At 43.3% G+C, this 18,137-nt stretch carries 18 protein-coding genes, 2 tRNA genes, 1 pseudogene and 1 riboswitch; of the genes and pseudogenes, 20 read left to right on the forward strand and 1 reads right to left on the reverse strand.

The genetic code is table 11. The annotated features are described in order from the left end of the window. Positions 1 to 29: 29 nt before the first annotated feature. The 11 genes from tyrS (at position 30) to BN3456_RS11030 (ending at position 10,236) form a co-directional block, all read left to right on the forward strand. The gene (gene tyrS, locus BN3456_RS10975) at positions 30 to 1,256 is read left to right on the forward strand and encodes a tyrosine--tRNA ligase (RefSeq protein WP_089984178.1); all 1,227 of its coding nucleotides are present in this window, start codon (positions 30 to 32) and stop codon (positions 1,254 to 1,256) included. Positions 1,257 to 1,351: 95 nt separating this feature from the next. Next, a riboswitch (TPP riboswitch) is annotated at positions 1,352 to 1,463 on the forward strand. Between the two features lie 88 nt (positions 1,464 to 1,551). Next, positions 1,552 to 2,373 (forward strand): hydroxyethylthiazole kinase, encoded by an 822-nt coding sequence (gene thiM / locus BN3456_RS10980; RefSeq protein ID WP_089984179.1) that lies wholly within the window; start codon positions 1,552 to 1,554, stop codon positions 2,371 to 2,373. Then, positions 2,354 to 2,983, forward strand: a complete 630-nt coding sequence (gene thiE, locus BN3456_RS10985; protein ID WP_278280295.1) for a thiamine phosphate synthase — start codon at positions 2,354 to 2,356, stop codon at positions 2,981 to 2,983. Before thiM ends, thiE begins: the two co-directional genes overlap by 20 nt. Positions 2,984 to 2,986: 3 nt before the next feature. After that, a complete protein-coding gene (locus tag BN3456_RS10990; RefSeq protein ID WP_089984180.1) occupies positions 2,987 to 3,637 on the forward strand; it encodes an HAD family hydrolase in 651 nt (216 codons plus the stop codon). Between the two features lies 1 nt (position 3,638). Continuing rightward, entirely contained in the window at positions 3,639 to 4,418 is a 780-nt protein-coding gene (gene thiD, locus BN3456_RS10995) for a bifunctional hydroxymethylpyrimidine kinase/phosphomethylpyrimidine kinase (protein ID WP_089984181.1), read from the forward strand. 20 nt (positions 4,419 to 4,438) lie between these two features. Beyond that, the gene (gene cytX / locus BN3456_RS11000) at positions 4,439 to 5,629 is read left to right on the forward strand and encodes a putative hydroxymethylpyrimidine transporter CytX (RefSeq protein ID WP_089984182.1); all 1,191 of its coding nucleotides are present in this window, start codon (positions 4,439 to 4,441) and stop codon (positions 5,627 to 5,629) included. A gap of 134 nt (positions 5,630 to 5,763) precedes the next feature. After that, positions 5,764 to 6,192, forward strand: a complete 429-nt coding sequence (gene rplM / locus BN3456_RS11005; protein WP_089984183.1) for a 50S ribosomal protein L13 — start codon at positions 5,764 to 5,766, stop codon at positions 6,190 to 6,192. 26 nt (positions 6,193 to 6,218) lie between these two features. Further along, a complete protein-coding gene (gene rpsI, locus BN3456_RS11010) occupies positions 6,219 to 6,611 on the forward strand; it encodes a 30S ribosomal protein S9 (protein WP_089984184.1) in 393 nt (130 codons plus the stop codon). 430 nt (positions 6,612 to 7,041) lie between these two features. Further along, positions 7,042 to 7,974 carry a hypothetical protein gene (locus tag BN3456_RS11020; protein WP_089984186.1) on the forward strand — a complete coding sequence of 311 codons (933 nt, stop codon included), beginning with the start codon at positions 7,042 to 7,044 and terminating at the stop codon, positions 7,972 to 7,974. A gap of 152 nt (positions 7,975 to 8,126) precedes the next feature. After that, on the forward strand, positions 8,127 to 9,443 hold the full coding sequence (locus tag BN3456_RS11025) for a hemolysin family protein (protein WP_089984187.1): 1,317 nt from the start codon (positions 8,127 to 8,129) through the stop codon (positions 9,441 to 9,443). Between the two features lie 79 nt (positions 9,444 to 9,522). After that, positions 9,523 to 10,236, forward strand: coding sequence for an IMP cyclohydrolase (locus tag BN3456_RS11030; RefSeq protein ID WP_089984188.1), 714 nt, complete (start codon positions 9,523 to 9,525; stop codon positions 10,234 to 10,236). 106 nt (positions 10,237 to 10,342) lie between these two features. Here the strand turns inward: BN3456_RS11030 and BN3456_RS11035 are convergent. Further along, positions 10,343 to 11,314: pseudogene (locus BN3456_RS11035) on the reverse strand (transposase); the annotation flags it as partial. A 114-nt stretch (positions 11,315 to 11,428) separates the two neighbouring features. On the opposite strand from BN3456_RS11035, the gene BN3456_RS11040 reads away from it, so the two are divergent. The 9 genes from BN3456_RS11040 (at position 11,429) to BN3456_RS11080 (ending at position 17,757) form a co-directional block, all read left to right on the forward strand. Further along, positions 11,429 to 12,607, forward strand: coding sequence for a phosphoribosylaminoimidazolecarboxamide formyltransferase (locus BN3456_RS11040; RefSeq protein WP_089984189.1), 1,179 nt, complete (start codon positions 11,429 to 11,431; stop codon positions 12,605 to 12,607). Positions 12,608 to 12,667: 60 nt separating this feature from the next. Then, positions 12,668 to 13,093 (forward strand): tRNA (adenosine(37)-N6)-threonylcarbamoyltransferase complex ATPase subunit type 1 TsaE, encoded by a 426-nt coding sequence (gene tsaE, locus BN3456_RS11045; protein WP_089984190.1) that lies wholly within the window; start codon positions 12,668 to 12,670, stop codon positions 13,091 to 13,093. 17 nt (positions 13,094 to 13,110) lie between these two features. Then, on the forward strand, positions 13,111 to 14,295 hold the full coding sequence (gene tsaB, locus BN3456_RS11050) for a tRNA (adenosine(37)-N6)-threonylcarbamoyltransferase complex dimerization subunit type 1 TsaB (RefSeq protein ID WP_089984191.1): 1,185 nt from the start codon (positions 13,111 to 13,113) through the stop codon (positions 14,293 to 14,295). Positions 14,296 to 14,424: 129 nt separating this feature from the next. Further along, a complete protein-coding gene (locus BN3456_RS11055; protein WP_089984192.1) occupies positions 14,425 to 14,658 on the forward strand; it encodes a hypothetical protein in 234 nt (77 codons plus the stop codon). Between the two features lies 1 nt (position 14,659). Further along, complete coding sequence (locus tag BN3456_RS11060; RefSeq protein WP_089984193.1) at positions 14,660 to 15,565, forward strand: ribonuclease Z; 906 nt, start codon at positions 14,660 to 14,662, stop codon at positions 15,563 to 15,565. Positions 15,566 to 15,581: 16 nt separating this feature from the next. Further along, positions 15,582 to 16,610 (forward strand): tRNA (adenosine(37)-N6)-threonylcarbamoyltransferase complex transferase subunit TsaD, encoded by a 1,029-nt coding sequence (gene tsaD, locus BN3456_RS11065; protein WP_089984194.1) that lies wholly within the window; start codon positions 15,582 to 15,584, stop codon positions 16,608 to 16,610. Positions 16,611 to 16,622: 12 nt separating this feature from the next. After that, on the forward strand, positions 16,623 to 17,333 hold the full coding sequence (gene ispD / locus BN3456_RS11070; protein WP_089984195.1) for a 2-C-methyl-D-erythritol 4-phosphate cytidylyltransferase: 711 nt from the start codon (positions 16,623 to 16,625) through the stop codon (positions 17,331 to 17,333). Between the two features lie 54 nt (positions 17,334 to 17,387). Further along, positions 17,388 to 17,473 (forward strand) — tRNA-Ser (locus tag BN3456_RS11075). A 194-nt stretch (positions 17,474 to 17,667) separates the two neighbouring features. After that, positions 17,668 to 17,757: transfer RNA gene (locus tag BN3456_RS11080), tRNA-Ser, on the forward strand. Positions 17,758 to 18,137: the final 380 nt, after the last annotated feature.

Genomic DNA, 18,137 nt, shown 5'->3' on the forward strand with positions numbered 1-18,137 from the left:
ATATTTTAAATTAAAGAAAGGGAGAGACAATGACAGTATACGAAGAATTGAAGGCAAGAGGACTGGTTGCCCAGGTAACAGATGAAGATTTGATTAAGGGTTTGATTAACAACGGAAAGGCTACATTCTATATTGGCTTTGATCCCACAGCTGACAGCCTTCATGTGGGTCACTTCATGGCACTTTGCCTGATGAAGCGCCTGCAGATGGCGGGAAACAAGCCAATAGCACTGCTGGGAGGCGGCACGGGTATGATCGGCGATCCTTCGGGGCGTTCAGACATGCGGCAAATGATGACACCCGAGACTATCCAGCACAACTGTGACAGATTCAAAGAACAGATGAGCAAGTTTATAGACTTTTCCGAAGGGAAAGCACTCATGGTGAATAATGCCGACTGGCTCATGGATTTGAATTATATTGAGTTACTCCGTGAGGTCGGCCCACATTTCAGTGTGAACCGTATGCTCGCAGCAGAATGTTACAAGCAGAGAATGGAGAAAGGGCTGACCTTCCTGGAATTCAACTACATGATTATGCAATCATATGATTTCTATGCATTATACCAGAGATACGGCTGCAATCTGCAGTTCGGAGGTGATGATCAGTGGGGGAACATGCTGGCGGGCACGGAACTTATCCGTAGAAAATTAGGAAAAGATGCAAGTGCCATGACGATTACACTGCTCCTCAACTCCGAGGGTAAAAAGATGGGAAAGACTCAGTCCGGTGCAGTATGGCTCGACCCAGACAAAACATCACCATTTGAGTTTTACCAGTACTGGAGAAACATTGCTGACGCGGACGTGTTAAAATGCATCCGTATGCTTACATTCCTGCCGCTGGAGGAAATTGATGCCATGGATTCCTGGGAAGGAAGCAAGCTAAATAAGGCAAAAGAAATCCTGGCATACGAGCTGACCAAAATGGTTCACAGCGAAGAAGAAGCTCAAAAAGCCCAGGAAAGCTCCCGGGCACTGTTCAGTCAGGGCAATGCAGCCGATATGCCCACAGCCGAACTAAGCGAAAAAGACCTGACAGATGGCGCAATCGACATCTTGACACTTCTCTTAAAGAGTGGTCTTGTATCCTCCAAGTCAGAGGCAAGGCGGGCGGTAGAGCAGGGCGGAGTTTCCGCCGATGGAGAAAAAGTAACAAACATTCACGAAGTAATTACCGGTGATGCATTTTCTGGAAACGGACTTGTGTTGAAAAAAGGTAAAAAAAGCTTCCGCAAAGTTGTAAAAGGGGACTGACCCTTTTGCGGGCCGTTTTTTGAATTGTTTACAAATTTGATATATCATTTTATGGAAAACTTGCAAACATGGAAGAATGTGCTATACTATATATAAAATGAATGCAGGGGAACTAATTAAGTTGAGAAGGAAGCGTACACAGCTGTCAATCCTGACCCTTTGAACCTGTCGGTTAAAACCGTCGTAGGGAGCAAAATGACAAAGTATAAAAGAATGCTTGGGTTTTGCACCCGAGCATTTTTTACGTAACAGATAACTTTGTTTATTGCATGAATAGCAGAAAGGAAGAAAAGATATGGGCATAGAACAAGAAGCAGCAAGGCTGAATGCCAGAATGAGGCAGGAGATTCCCCTTGTTCACAATATTACCAATTATGTGACTGTTAATGACTGCGCAAACGCTCTTTTAGCCATTGGGGCATCACCAATCATGGCGGATGACACTCTTGAGGCAGCGGATATCACCTCCATTTCATCTGCTCTGGTTCTTAATATTGGCACCTTAAACCAGAGAACAGTGGAATCTATGATTCTTGCAGGAAAGAAAGCAAATGAACTGGGACTCCCGGTTATTCTCGATCCGGTCGGTGCCGGGGCATCGGACCTTCGCAACAAAACAGTTGAGAAAGTTCTGGATCAGGTAAAGGTTACGATTCTGAGGGGAAATCTTTCGGAAGTATCTTATGTGGCAGGACTTTCAGTCTCTACAAAAGGAGTGGACACATCAGATAAGGATAATAATAAGGATGCCCGATTGGTAGCGCTGGCAGCTGCAAAGAAACTTTCCTGCATCGTTGCAGTTACGGGAGCTGTCGATGTTATTACCGACGGAGAGCGTGTAGTGAAGGTTTCTAACGGCCATCCACTACTTTCTAAGGTGACAGGCACCGGGTGTATGACAAGTGCTATTACAGGCGGATATGCCGGAACAAAGGAAAATGCATTTACGGCAGCTGTGGCCGGTATACTGTCCATGGGTATTGCCGGAGAAATCGCATTTGAAAAAGCAGGAGCACTGGGAACCGGAAGTTTCCGTGTGGCACTTATCGATGCACTTTCTAATTTAAATGAAGAAACAATAGAAAAGAGGGCAAAAATTGAAGAAGCAAGAGATTGATTATACATTGTATCTTTGCACGGATCGGGAACTAATGAGCACAGATACTCTGGAAGATGCGGTAGAGCAAGCAATAAAAGGCGGCTGCACCCTTGTCCAGCTTAGAGAAAAGGACTGTTCTTCACTTGAGTTCTATGAGACAGCGAAGAAGATTCGTAAGATTACAAAAAAATATAACATACCGCTTATTATTAATGATCGTGTAGATATTGCACTGGCGGTTGATGCGGACGGCGTCCATGTGGGACAAACGGACCTGCCGGCAGAAGTTGTGCGCCATATCATAGGAGAAGACAAAATCGTAGGTGTTTCAGTGGCAAACCTTTCCGAGGCAAAGCAGGCGGCGGCAGACCAGGCAGACTATCTGGGAGTGGGCGCAATGTATCCCACAGATACGAAGGCAAATGCGCGCCATGTTACGATAGAGGAATTAAAGGAGTTACGCAGTGCAGTAAATGTACCTATAGTTGTGATAGGTGGTATTAACCAGAAGACACTGCACAGCTTTAAGGGTATCGGCGTTGACGGTCTGGCAGTGGTGTCAGCTGTAATCTCAGCGGAGAACATAGAACAGGCAGCACATGATATGGCAACAGAATTCAGGGAGTAAATCATGGAAAAATTTAAGGCAGCAGTCTTTGATCTGGATGGTACGCTTTTGGATTCGATGGGAGTCTGGCGAGAGATTGACGTTGCGTTTTTAGAAAAAAGAGGAATCACACTTCCCGATGATTATGTGCGAAACATCACACCCCTGGGGTTTGAAGCTGCAGCTCAATACACAATTGCCCGGTTTGGCTTAAGAGAAGATCCAAAAGAAATTATTCGGGAGTGGTATGACATGGCAAAAGATGCCTATGCAAATACTGTCATGCTAAAGTCCAATGTCAGGGAATATCTTGAGATATTAAAGACAAGGGACATCCGGATTGCAGCAGCTACTTCGTCGGATTTTGAACTAGTACGGCCGGCACTTTTAAACAATGGGATTTTCTCTTATTTTGAGCATATTGTAACAGTTCGGGATGTCACTCGCGGAAAAGGCCATCCAGATATTTATGAGGAGGCAGTATCCCGAATGAATATACTGCCTGCAGATACGGTAGTGTTTGAGGATATTTTAAAAGGAATCGAAGGCGCAAAGGCGGGGGGCTTTCGGGCAGTCGGAGTATATGATAGTTATTCAGAGTATGAAAAGGATGCAATGATAGAGCTGGCGGATCATTATATTTATGATTTCGGTGAATTGATGGAAGGAGTATAAAATGAAAACTGTATTGACAATTGCAGGCAGTGACTCAAGCGGCGGCGCAGGGATTCAGGCAGATATAAAAACAATTACGGTCCACGGATTGTACGCTATGAGTGCTATAACAGCACTGACAGCACAAAACACAACAGGGGTTTATGGAATCATGGAGGTGACTCCTGAATTTTTGGGAAATCAGCTGGACTGCATTTTTAAAGACATTTTTCCGGATGCGGTGAAGATTGGAATGGTATCCTCATCGGCATTGATTGAGGTCATTGCGGATAAACTGAAAGAATATAAGGCTGAGCACATTGTGGTGGATCCTGTGATAGTATCTACAAGCGGGAGCCGTCTTCTGGCAGAAGATGCTTCTGAGACATTGATTAAAACATTGATTCCTCTTGCACAGGTTATTACTCCCAATATTCCGGAGGCAGAGGTACTCTGCAAAATGGATATTAAAAATGTCGGTGATATGGAGCGGGCTGCCGTGAATATTGCAGAATTTACAAAAGGTGCAGTATTGGTTAAGGGAGGTCACGACTTAAATGATGCAAATGACCTGCTGTATGAGTCAGGAAACCTTGAATGGATAAACGGACAACGCATCGACAATCCTAATACGCATGGGACAGGCTGTACATTGTCTTCTGCCATTGCATGCGGACTTGCTAAAGGCAACACACTTTCTGATAGCGTAAAAGCGGCAAAAGCGTACATATCGGGAGCGCTTCATGCAGATTTAAATCTGGGACACGGAAGCGGGCCGCTGAACCATATGTTTCGTATCTAATCGAAAAGGGGAGATGTAAAGTGGAAGAAAAGAGGACATCATCAATTGGGAACGGCCTGGTTTGGTTCGGAGCCGCAGTATCCATCGCTGAAATACTGACAGGAACATATATTGCGCCACTTGGAATGAAAAAAGGAATGGCAGCAATTTTACTGGGACACCTCATTGGCTGCACGCTGTTTTGTCTTGCCGGCCTGATTGGAGGACATACCAGAAAAAGCTCTATGGAAACCGTGAAACTGTCATTTGGATCTAAAGGCGCATTGCTGTTTGCTGTACTGAATATATTGCAGCTGGTCGGCTGGACTGCCATTATGATTATTAATGGGGCCCAGGCAACTGCTGTGATTGCAGGGCGGCTCTGGGGAATCGATCAGTCATGGATCTGGTGTCTGGCAATAGGAGCATTCATTATCCTTTGGATTGCCATAGGGATTAAAAATATTGACGGACTGAATTATATTGCTATGGGAGCCCTGTTCATTCTGACAATCGTTTTGAGCATGGTTGTGTTTAAAGGAAGCCCTGCGGCCCCTGTGGGGGAGAGTTTAAGCTTTGGAGCTGCTGTTGAATTAAGTGCGGCAATGCCGCTGTCCTGGCTGCCGCTTATCTCAGATTACACAAGAGAAGCGAAAAAACCGGGACAGGCCACAGTAGTCAGTACACTTGTCTATTTCGCAGGAAGCACCTGGATGTATGCCATTGGCTTAGGTGCGGCGATTTTTACAGGGGAAACGGATATCTCTAAGATTATGCTGCAGGCAGGAATTGGCATTGCAGGAGTTGTGATTTTAATTGTATCCACAGTGACAACTACATTTTTGGATTCGTATTCTGCGGGCGTAAGTGCTTCAACTATTTCACAGAAAATGAAACAAATACCGGTGGGAATCGCTGTGGCGGTTGTAGGAATTTTGCTGGCTATCTTAACACCGATTCAGAACTTTGAAAATTTCCTTTATCTGATTGGGTCGGTTTTCGCACCTATGATTACCATTCAGATTGCAGACTACTTTATTTTGAAACGTAATAGTGATACGGCCAGTGTTGACTGGGTAAATCTGATTCTTTGGGGCATTGGATTTTTAGGATACCGGGTGTTTATGAAAGTTGATACTCCTGTCGGACAGACATTGCCTGTTATGCTGGCTATTGTAGTGTTGTGTGTGATTGTACGAAAAGCCGAGGCAGTATTGCAAAAAAGGTGTTGACAACGGTAATCCCGCGTAATATAATGATACAGCATGACAAAAGGAGAAACAGTATACACCAAAGCCCCGGAGTGTGCTGATTTCATATAGAAAATTAAAGCAAGTTGTGATAATTATTTTAGGAGGAACACCCCATGAAGACTTATATGGCTAACCCTGACAAGGTTGAAAAAAAATGGTATGTGGTTGACGCTGAGGGATGCACATTAGGACGTCTGTCCTCAGAGATTGCAAAAGTATTAAGAGGCAAGAATAAGCCTGAGTATACACCACATGTTGATACAGGTGACTATGTAGTAGTAGTAAATGCAGAAAAAGTAAAAGTAACAGGCAAGAAGCTCCACCAGAAAGTATACTACAATCACTCTGATTATGTAGGTGGAATGAGAGAGACTACATTGGCAGAGCTGATGGCTAAGAAACCTGAACAGGTGATTGAACTGGCTGTAAAAGGAATGCTTCCAAAAGGACCTTTAGGCAGAGAAATGATTAAAAAACTTCACGTTTATGCTGGGCCGGAGCACAAACAGCAGGCACAGAAACCAGAAGAATTAACATTTTAAGGAAAGGTTGAAAGGAGGATATTACAGTGGCTAATACAAATTATTACGGAACAGGAAGAAGAAAAAAATCTATCGCAAGAGTATATCTTGTACCCGGAACGGGCAAGATTACAATAAATAAAAGAGACATCGATGAATATCTCGGACTGGAGACATTGAAAGTTGTTGTCCGCCAGCCCCTCGTTGCAACCGGTACAGCTGACAAGTTTGACGTACTGGTTAACGTACACGGCGGTGGTTACACAGGCCAGGCAGGAGCAATCCGCCACGGCATTTCAAGAGCTCTTCTTGAGGCGGACGCAGAATACAGACCTGTATTAAAATCAGCAGGCTACCTCACACGTGACCCACGTATGAAAGAACGTAAGAAATATGGTCTCAAATCAGCCCGTAGAGCACCACAATTTTCAAAGAGATAAGCAGTTATCTGCGAATAAATACACATGGGAAGGCCCTAGAATGCTTGCATTCGAGGGCCTTCCCTTAGAAAATCTGGCTATTTACCGGACATCTGTCTTTCCTGTAAGTGTATCGAATTGTATGTACAAAACAGACAGCAAAGGCTACCAAGAATTTAAAGGCAGCAAGCCTTTCTATAAAGGCGAAGAAAATAATTAAGATTATTAGAGATGAACCATTTAGGAATCCACCGCCATATGAAGGACTAGTTGGTAATTTAGACGGGTTCTATTCCAGAGGAATCAACATTAAGTATAGATTAGCCTATCAAGTATAAGATAAAATGGCAGTTCGATAAAATTATATTGCGCCAGTTTTGCCTTCAGAAATCGGAAAGCTACAAAGATACCGCATGGCAATGAAGAGTGGGTGACGATGGAGGGCTGAGAAATGGTAATTTTCATTATTTTTCTTTTTGTAAATATATTTACTACAGGTATTTTTGTGCTGGTATATGGAGGAAAGCAGCCTTACGGTGAAGGGATGCTTTTAGGCGTACATATCCCCGATTATGCCGTACATGATCCGGATGTTGACGCTTTAATGAAAACGTACAGGAAAAGAACAAAAAGGTTTTACCTTACAAATTTCTTCATCTCTGCTGCAATCTGTTTTTTAAACTTCTGGTATTTTTCTATCTTCCTAATAGCATGGAGTCTTTGGATCGTGGAGCTGTGCACAGGAGCTATCTGGCTCCTGTATGGCACCCACAAAAAACTGTATGCTTTAAAAATGGACAGGGGCTGGGAGGCAGATATAGAACAGGTATACGGGGACGATGATGTGTACTGGAAAAATGGATGGTACAATAATCCGAACGATAAAAGACTTTGGGTGCCGGATAGATTTTGTTCTTCAAATTACGCAACTAACATGGCGAGACCGGCAGGAAAGATATTTACATTTGGGCTTCTTGGAGGAACCGCGGTTCTTCTGCTAATACTTTTTGTTGTATTTCTCAGGGCCGACTTTACGCCCAGGTACATGGAGTTAAGCGGACATACTGTCCAAATATCATCCCCAATGTCCCCAATTGCTTTTGATCTTAAGGATGTAAAGGACTTTAAACTGTTGGATAAAATGCCTGAAGGGAATTTTACAAGAACGAATGGTCTTGCAGATGACAGGCAGCTTGTCGGAAAGTTTCGGGAAAAAGAGACAGGAGATTATAGAATGTATGTCTATAAAAAGCATTTTCCCGTGTTACAGATTCATTTGCCGGAATACACGGTACTCATAAATAGCGACGAAAAGGGACAGACTGAATCCTGGTACCAGGAGCTTGCTGACAGACTCCCTGAGTTAACTGTCGTGGAGAAGTAAGTGCATGAGGGCATATGACAAGATTTTATACTTGCCATATGCCTCTCTTCATGCTATACTTCACCTAAAACATTTGTCAACGAGAAATACTTCGTCGGGCAAGAATGCCATAGGCGTAATTTATAATTTTTTTTAGGAGGTTTTATTTTTTTATGGACGCGGACCCTGACGGGAACTCTATTTTATTTCGATTGGTATTGTTATTATTCTTTACACTCATGAATGCTTTTTTTGCCGGAGCCGAGATGGCTGTGGTTTCTGTAAATAAAACCAGAATCCGCACTTTGGCCGATGAAGGCAGCAAAAAGGCAATCGTCATTCAAAGCCTCTTTGAGGATTCAACGAAGTTTCTTTCAACGATTCAGGTAGCTATAACATTTGCAGGATTTTATTCCAGTGCATCTGCTGCGGCGGGAATTGCGCCGGTTCTTGGGGAGTGGTTGGAGAGCATACAGATGCCTTACAGTGACGCCATTGCCAGCAACGGGGTGACATTAGTTTTGATGTTCTTTAATCTTGTATTTGGTGAACTTGTGCCCAAAAGAGTTGCATTGCAGAAAGCAGAAACTTTTTGTATGGTGACAGTAATGCCGATTCATTATATATCGAAGGTGCTTTCTCCGTTTATTAAACTTTTGTCAGTATCTACAAAAGGCGTACTTAAATTGATGGGATTGAAAACCGAGGATCAGGAAGAAGCTGTTACGGAAGAAGAAATCAGAGCTCTTATGAAGATGGGAAATGAGAACGGCACATTTGATGATGATGAGCGGGAGATGATAAATTCTGTCTTTTCATTTGATGACAGAAGCGCCAGAGAAATTATGGTGCCCAGACGCGATGTGTACGTACTGGACGTGGAGAAACCTTTTGATACTCTGATGGATGAGATTTTGGAATCCAGACACTCCAGGATTCCCGTCTATGAAGGAAATATAGATAACATTATCGGCATATTGCACATAAAGGATGTTATGATTGCAGTGAGAAAACATGGTCTGGAAGCTCTGAACATCAGAAAGCTGCTGAGGAAACCTTTCTTTGTTCCTGACAGCAGAGATGCGGATGATTTGTTTCGGGAACTTCAAAAGCAAAGAAGGCACATGGCTGTTCTCGTGGATGAATACGGCGGCTTTTCCGGAATCGTTACTATAGAAGATCTTGTGGAAGAGATTATGGGAGAAATCAGTGAGGAATATGAAGATATAGTTCAGGAAATCGTTGCGCTGGGCGATGGGGAATACCTGCTGGACGGAGGAATCCTGATTGATGATCTCAATGAGGAAATGGACTTAAAGCTTGTGACCGAAAACTATGATACTCTGTCAGGTTATCTGATTGAAAAACTGGGGTATATTCCGGGGAAAGACTGCCGGGAAACTGTAGTGGAGGATGATTTGGAGTTTACGATTGAGGAGGTAAAGGGAAATCGTATTACCAAGGTAATCATGAGAGAAATCTCACCTTAGTTATTGAACTTACAAAACTTCACAGGTATAATAAGTCTGTATTCAATAAACTATCATGGAATTGAAGGAGAGCTATCTTATGAAAATGTTATCCATTGAGCAGGAATTGAAGAACAACAGTTATCCGGGAAGAGGCATTATTATCGGCAGAAGTGAAGATGGCAATACAGCCATAACGGCTTATTTTATTATGGGCCGAAGCGAGAACAGCCGCAACCGAATATTTGTGGAGGATGGGGAAGGTATCAGGACTCAGGCCTTTGACCCCAGCAGAATGGCGGATCCGAGCCTCATTATTTATGCCCCTGTGCGCGTGCTGGGTAATAAGACAATTGTGACAAATGGAGATCATACAGATACCATATATGAAAATATGGACAAGCAGATGACCTTTGAACAAAGCCTGCGCCTAAGAGGGTTTGAACCGGATGGCCCTAATTATACACCTCGTATTTCAGGAATCATGCATATAGAAGATGGAAGCTTTAACTATGCCATGTCCATTTTGAAAAGCAACAATGGCAGCCCGAAAAGCTGCAGCCGCTACACCTTTGCTTATGAGAACCCTAATGCAGGCGAAGGACACTTTCTTCATACCTATATGTATGATGACAATCCGCTGCCAAGCTTTGAAGGAGAACCAAAGTGGATTTCTGTGAGCGGTGACATAGACTACTTTACTGGGACTTTGTGGAACAGCTTGAATGAGGACAACAAGGTTTCGCTGTTTGTACGTTATATAGATATTGCATCAGGTACATATGAGACACGGATTGTGAATAAGTACAGGTAAGGAGTAGAGGAAGTTTGAAACAAAAAGGCAGCAGTTAAAGAAAAAGTAGTGTATAGCAAACAAGCCATCTTTCGCTGGCTTCAAAAAGAGAATATAGGCACAACACTTAATTCATGGCAGGAGCGATATCATCTTTGATGATATATACACGATGTTTTAGCAGGCTAAGTGCCTGTGAAGTAGTCAAAATTTTTGGCTTATTCACAGGTCTTGATTCAAGAAAGCCTTCTGGTGTGTACGGTTTTAAATCTGAGAGTATGTGCCAGATAGCGGTCAGGAGCATACGGCAGACAGCAATAATAGCTTTCTTGTGACCACGACGTGCTTTTATACGTCTGTAGCGAGTAATTAATTCAGGATGTTTCTTCGATTTTAATAAAGCATTTGCAACTTGCACCAGAACTGGTTTAAAATAGGAACCAGCACGGGAGATTCGAGTTGCTTTGATTTTACTGACGCTTTGATCATTACGAGGACAACATCCGGCCCATGAAACAAGGTGTTTCGCTGTGGGGAAAACAGACATATCACCACCGATTTCAGAAAGGACCTGGATAGCAGTCATTGGATTCTTATTAAATCCAGGGACTGTACGTATTAGATCAAGTGGAGCTTGGTACTTGTCACTGAGACAAAGGATTTCCCGTTCTACTTTATCTATGTGTAATCTCAACTCATCTATGTGATTGAGACACTGTTTGAGTTTTACAGCCTGTTCAGGGCATAATGCGCCATCGACAGCCGCTTGAATTTCTTCAATGGGAGTCTTGCATCCGCCGTGTACAAAAGGTGCAACATCAAATATTTCCCCGGGATGAGCAAGTATCTGTTCTGTAATAGAGCGTGCTGACTTTCCAAAAACATCACTGAACACATCATCAAGCTTGAAATTAGATACGGTAAGACAGTTTTGAGCACGATTCTTTTCACCAACGATCATACAGGTGAGTTTGAACCGGTACCGCACTAAATCTCTCAGGATATCAATAAAGGTTGTCCTAGATGTTGTTATAGGTGGAATAAAGGAAGGTTTGATCATATCGCACATAAAGAGATCGCAGATCCATTTGGCATCTTTACGGTCAGTCTTATAAGGAAACTATATCAGAAAGAAAATAAATTAGAAAGCGAAAAGTAGACCACGGGTTTCATAACCCCATAGGTGCCTTTCGCAGAAAGGCGGAATATAAAGATGAAAGAATTGGAATTGAAATATGGCTGTAACCCGAATCAGAAACCATCTAGAATCTACATCCAGGATGGGAGTGAGCTGCCTGTTCAGGTATTATGCGGGCGGCCGGGATATATCAACTTTCTGGATGCTTTCAATGGCTGGCAGCTGGTGACAGAACTTAAAAAAGCCACAGGCCTCCCGGCGGCGGCCTCGTTTAAACATGTATCTCCGGCAGGGGCTGCTGTGGGACTCCCATTAAGTGAGACACTTGCCAGAATCTACTGGGTGGATGATTTGGGAGAACTTTCTCCCCTTGCCTGTGCTTATGCCAGAGCAAGAGGTGCAGACAGAATGTCTTCTTTCGGAGATTTCATTTGTCTGTCCGATGTCTGTGACCTGGATACTGCAAGACTTATTAAAAGAGAAGTCTCTGACGGTGTTATTGCCCCCGGATATGAACCGGAAGCTCTTGAGCTGTTGAAGCAGAAAAAGAAGGGCAGGTATAATGTGATCCAGATGGATAAGAATTATGTGCCTGAGCATCTGGAACACAAAGAAGTTTTTGGCATTACATTTGAACAGGGACGCAATGAGTTTGAGATTAATGATAATTTCTTTTCCGACGTAGTTACGGAAAATAAAGACATTCCCAAAGCAGCCAGAATAGACCTTACCATTGCCATGGTGACATTGAAGTATACCCAATCCAATTCCGTGTGCTATGTCAAAGGTGGACAGGCTATCGGTATCGGAGCAGGGCAGCAGTCCCGTATTCACTGTACAAGACTTGCGGGCCAGAAGGCGGATAACTGGTGGCTGCGCCAGAATCCAAAGGTGCTTGGACTTACATTTAAACAAGGCCTTGGCAGAGCGGATAGGGACAATGCGATTGACTTATATATTGGAAAGGAATATATGGATGTCCTTTCAGATGGCGCGTGGGAAAATATATTCGAGAAAAAGCCTGAGGTATTTTTAAAGGAAGAAAAACGTGCATGGTTAGATGAAATGACCGATATTTCTCTAGGTTCTGATGCATTTTTTCCTTTCGGAGACAACATTGAGCGTGCACACAAAAGCGGTGTAAAATACGTGGCACAGCCGGGCGGTTCAGTGAGGGATGACAACGTCATCGCAGTCTGCAACAAATATCAGATAGCCATGGCCTTCACCGGTCTCCGCCTGTTCCACCACTGACCGATAGTGATTGGCACGTAATATTATTATTATATTATTAGTGCAGAAGAAAGGATTTATATGGTATTAGAAACGAGAAGTCCCGAGCAGACTTTTCAGATTGGAAAGGCCCTTGGGGAAAAGGCAAAGTCCGGGCAGGTCTATACACTTAATGGTGACCTTGGAGTCGGAAAGACCTTGTTCACCAAAGGGTTTGCTGCTGGACTTGGAATAGAAGAACCTGTCAGCAGTCCTACATTTACGATTGTGCAGATATACGACGAAGGGCGTCTGCCGTTCTATCATTTTGATGTCTATCGAATTGGGGATGTGGAAGAGATGGACGAAGTGGGATATGAGGATTATATACTGGGTGAGGGAGTCAGTCTTATCGAATGGGCAGATCTCATTGAAGAAATCCTTCCGGATAAACGCACGGAGATTACGATTGAAAAAGATTTGGAACAGGGATTTGAATACCGAAGAATTACAATCGAAGAGATATAGAGAGGAAGTATTATAATATGCGGGTATTGGCAATTGACAGTTCCGGACTTACAGCGACCGTGGCGGTCGTAGAGGAGGATCGGACTTTAGCAGAATACACCATCGACTATAAAAAGACTCATTCACAGACTTTGCTTCCCATGATAGATGAAGTGGTGAAGATGATTGAACTGGATCTTACAACGATAGATGCTATTGCAGTAGCGGGAGGACCGGGTTCATTTACTGGACTGCGGATAGGTTCAGCTACAGCAAAGGGGTTGGGACTGGCTTTGAAAAAGCCGCTGATTCATATTCCGACTGTGGATGCTCTGGCATATCAGGTTTACGGATGTGAGGATATTGTATGCCCTATTATGGATGCCAGAAGGAACCAGGTATATACAGGGCTGTACACCTTTTCGAGGCGGGCCGGAAAAAAAGAGTACTCCTATGAGGCCGAATCTGTGTTTCAGGTTATACGAATGCAGATGGCAGTATCAATTGAGGAATTAATCCGACGCCTGAATGTATACAGAAGACCAGTAATATTTCTTGGAGATGGCGTTCCGGTATTTAAGGATATTATTGAAGAAAGGATTCAGGTACCTTACTCTTTCGCACCGCCCCATATGAGCCGCCAGAGAGCTGCAGCGGTTGGGGCCCTGGGGATTCAGTACTATAAAGCGGGGAAAATAGAAACAGCCATGGAACATAAGCCGGATTATCTTAGAATATCACAAGCCGAGCGCGAACGTGAACAGCGAGAGAAAGAAGCAGAATTGCTTGTCAGGCCATTGGGGCCCGAGGATGCCGCTGCTATTTCAGGGTTGGAATTTCAGATATTTCCCGATTTCTGGAGTGAGAGAGGTGTACTGGACACAATAAATCAGCCTGGCTCTATCTGTATAGGAGCGGAAAAATCGGGAAGGCTTGCAGGGTATGCACTTGCTTACGATATGGCGGGAGAGGCAGAGATTGCCCGCATTGCAGTGGAAATGGAATCGCGGAAGCAGGGAGTCGGCAAAAGCCTTATGCGGAAGCTGGAAGAAATATGCAAAGATAGAAATATTCAAAAAATACTTCTTGATGTGCGGGAAAGCAATGAACCGGCACGAACCTTTTACCGGAAGGAGGGGTTCCGGGAGGATGGAGTCCGGCATAACATTTATGACAACCCGAAGGAAGATGCTGTCTTGATGAGCAGAGAACCGGTAAAATAGAATGTTTTATTGACCTGCTGGAAGACAGCCTGTAATTGAGGAAGTACTTCCCAGTAGGAAAACATGTCTAAATTCGTTATAATAAAGGCGTAACAAAGGAGAAGTTAGAACAACACAGGAGGAATTTGTATGCGCCAGTATCAATTAAAAGAAGCAAAAGAAGTAAAAAAAATTATCTGCAATAAATGCGGAAAAGAAATACCGGTTGTGAACGGGCATGCAGAGGAAGGTGTTTTTAGTGTAGATTACACATGGGGATACTTTTCTGAAAAGGATGGAGAAAAGCATTCTTTTGATTTGTGTGAATCCTGTTATAATAAAATGCTCGTCTCATTTAAAATACCGGTGGAGATAGAGGAGTAATATGTTAGATGTATGTTTGCTTGGAAGTGGCGGAATGATGCCGCTTCCCTATCGATGGCTGACGGCACTGATGGTAAGAACCGGCGGCAGCAGTCTACTGATAGACTGTGGAGAAGGAACACAAATAGCAATTAAGGAAAAAGGGTGGAGTTTTAAACCTATCGATGTTATCTGCTTTACCCATTATCACGGGGATCATATCAGCGGGCTTCCGGGTCTGCTCCTCACTATGGGGAATGCAGACCGCAGGGAACCCCTCACTTTGATTGGTCCCAAAGGTCTGGAGCGAGTGGTAAATTCACTGAGAGTGATAGCACCGGAGCTCCCTTTTTCTATTCGTTTTATGGAAATAGAAGGGGCACAGCAGACATTCGAGATGAATGGATATCGGCTGAAAGCATTCCGGGTAAACCACAATGTGCTGTGTTATGGGTATACTTTGGAGATTGACCGTACAGGAAAATTTGACGTAGAAAGAGCTATGGAACAGGAAATCCCACAGAAATACTGGAATCCTCTACAAAAAGGTGAATCTGTAGAGGCTTTAGGACGGGTTCTGACACCTGCTATGGTTCTGGGACCGCCCAGAAAGGGTATTAAGCTCACTTATACCACGGATACAAGACCTACGGACTCTATACGTGAAAATGCAATAGAATCTGATTTATTTATATGTGAAGGTATGTATGGAGAAAAAGATAAAGCTGCCAAAGCAGTGGAGTATAAGCACATGACCTTTTACGAGGCTGCACAGTTGGCCAAAGAAGCCCGTGTAAAGGAAATGTGGCTGACACACTACAGTCCTTCTCTTACAAGGCCGGAAGAATATATGGATGAAGTACACAAAATTTTTCCGGAAGCAAAAGCGGGAAAAGACAAAATGTCGGCGGAACTGGTGTTTGAGTAGAAATGGAGAAATGGATATGCGGGAGATTGAAAATATTAACATACTGGCAATTGAGAGTTCCTGTGATGAGACTTCTGCTGCAGTTGTGCATAACGGGCGGGAGATATTTTCAAATATTATTTCATCACAGATCGATCTTCATAAGCTATATGGCGGTGTGGTTCCGGAGATTGCATCAAGAAAGCATATTGAAAAGATAAATCAGGTGATTGAAGAGGCTCTCCAAGAAGCACAGATGACTCTGGATGATATAAATGCTATTGGTGTAACCTATGGTCCCGGTCTGGTAGGCGCGTTGCTGGTTGGGGTCGCAGAGGCAAAAGCAATTGCCTATGCAAAAAACTTGCCTTTGGTGGGCGTGCATCATATCGAGGGTCATATTTCTGCCAATTACATTGAGCATCCTAATTTGGAGCCTCCTTTTTTGTGTCTGGTGGTCTCTGGTGGGCACACCCATTTGGTCTGTGTGAAAGATTACGGCGATTATGAAATTCTGGGACGAACAAGGGATGATGCCGCAGGAGAGGCATATGATAAGGTCGCCAGGGCCATTGGACTGGGATACCCGGGCGGTCCAAAAATCGACCGGCTTGCAAAAGAGGGCAATCCGGATGCCATTGTCTTTCCTAAAGCAAATATTGAAGGGGCCCCTTATGATTTTAGCTTCAGCGGCGTAAAATCTTCCGTATTGAATTATATCAATGGGTGTCATATGAAAAAAGAAAGTTATAATCCTGCTGACATAGCGGCAGCCTTTCAAAAGGCTGTGGTAGATGTTCTGGTAGAAAAATCTATGAATGCTGCCGAAGAATACAGTATGAATAAATTTGCTATCGCAGGAGGGGTTGCATCGAACAGTGCGCTTAGAAGTGAAATGGAAAAGGCATGTGAAGAGAAAAACATTAAATTTTACTGCCCTTCTCCGATTTACTGCACAGATAATGCAGCTATGATAGGAACAGCGGCCTATTATGAATATATGGCAGGAACCCGACATGGATGGGATTTAAATGCGATTCCCAATCTCAAACTTGGAGAACGATAGGAGAATGTCTGTATGGATAAAAAACATTGTACGGCAATTGTACTGTCGGCAGGTCAGGGAAGAAGAATGGGAACAAAGGTACATAAGCAATACTTGCTGCTGGGAGGTAAGCCGGTCATTTATTATTCTCTGAAACAGTTTCAAGATTCAGAAATCATAGATGAAATATATCTTATAACCGGGGACGGGGAAGAAAGCTACTGTCGGCAGACAATTGTAGATAAGTACCGCTTTACTAAAGTGACCAAAATACTGCCCGGAGGAGCACAACGCTACCATTCTGTCTGGAATGGGCTTCAAGAGCTGGAGAACGGCGGCTATGTATTTATCCATGACGGTGCACGCCCATTTGTAGATGAAGATATCATAAAACGAGCTTTTAGTGCAGTTCGCGAAAACAAGGCATGTGTGATTGGTATGCCTGTAAAAGATACAATTAAGATTGCAGATGGCCAAGATTTTGTGAAGAGTACACCGGACAGGAGGCAGCTGTGGGTGATACAGACGCCCCAGGTGTTTGAAAATGATATTATTAAAGGCGCATATTCCATGCTGATGCGGGAAAGCTATATCAATGTGACAGATGATGCGATGGTGGTGGAGCAGACGCTTGGGCTTCCCATCAAGCTTGTCTACGGGTCCTACGAAAATATTAAAATAACAACTCCCGACGATTTAGAAATGGCAGAAATTTTTCTCAAAAGAAATTCAAAAACATATTGACATATATTTCAATTATATGTTAGAATAGCCAATGTCGCGAGAGCAGACAAAACTGGAGAGGTATCGAAGTGGTCATAACGAGGCGGTCTTGAAAACCGTTTGTCCGCAAGGGCGCGTGGGTTCGAATCCCACCCTCTCCGTTAAAAACTTTCATGATAGAAGTCGATTTCCTGCAAAGAGGAATCGACTTTTTATCTTATGACATACACACATTTCGACAAAGATAGATGTCTGAAAGTTGAGAAAATAAGGAAAAAGAAAAGAAAAATAAGAAAAGATAAAAAAGGACTGGACAAGAGCGTCATATTCGTGTATATTTAATAACGGACATTTTGGAGAAGTACCCAAGCTGGCCGAAGGGGCTCCCCTGGAAAGGGAGTAGGTCGTTAATAGCGGCGCGAGGGTTCAAATCCCTCCTTCTCCGTTTATCTTGCGGATGAGAAATGTATTTTTTGAAAGCTGCAAGATACTGCGTTAGGATTTGTGAAGAAAAGATAAAAATATGTAAAAAATGTCTTGACAAATTATAGCAGAAAATGCTAATATAACGTAGCTGACCCGTTAAAGGGAAGGCAAAGCAACAAAAAAGAAAAATAAAAAAGTTCTTGACAAAGATCGGCACACATGGTATTATATAAAAGTTGCTGCTGACCAAAAAGAACAGTGACAGAAACACCAAAGAACCTTGATAATTAAACAATAGACAACAAACCCTTGAAAATTTCTAAATGAGAAAATTTTTAAGAACAGCATCTTTTAAGATGCACCCATCATTGGAAGAGATTCCAGTGATATGAACAGTAA

The sequence above is a fragment of the Clostridium sp. C105KSO13 genome (assembly GCF_001517425.1).
Classification (GTDB): domain Bacteria; phylum Bacillota; class Clostridia; order Lachnospirales; family Lachnospiraceae; genus Muricomes.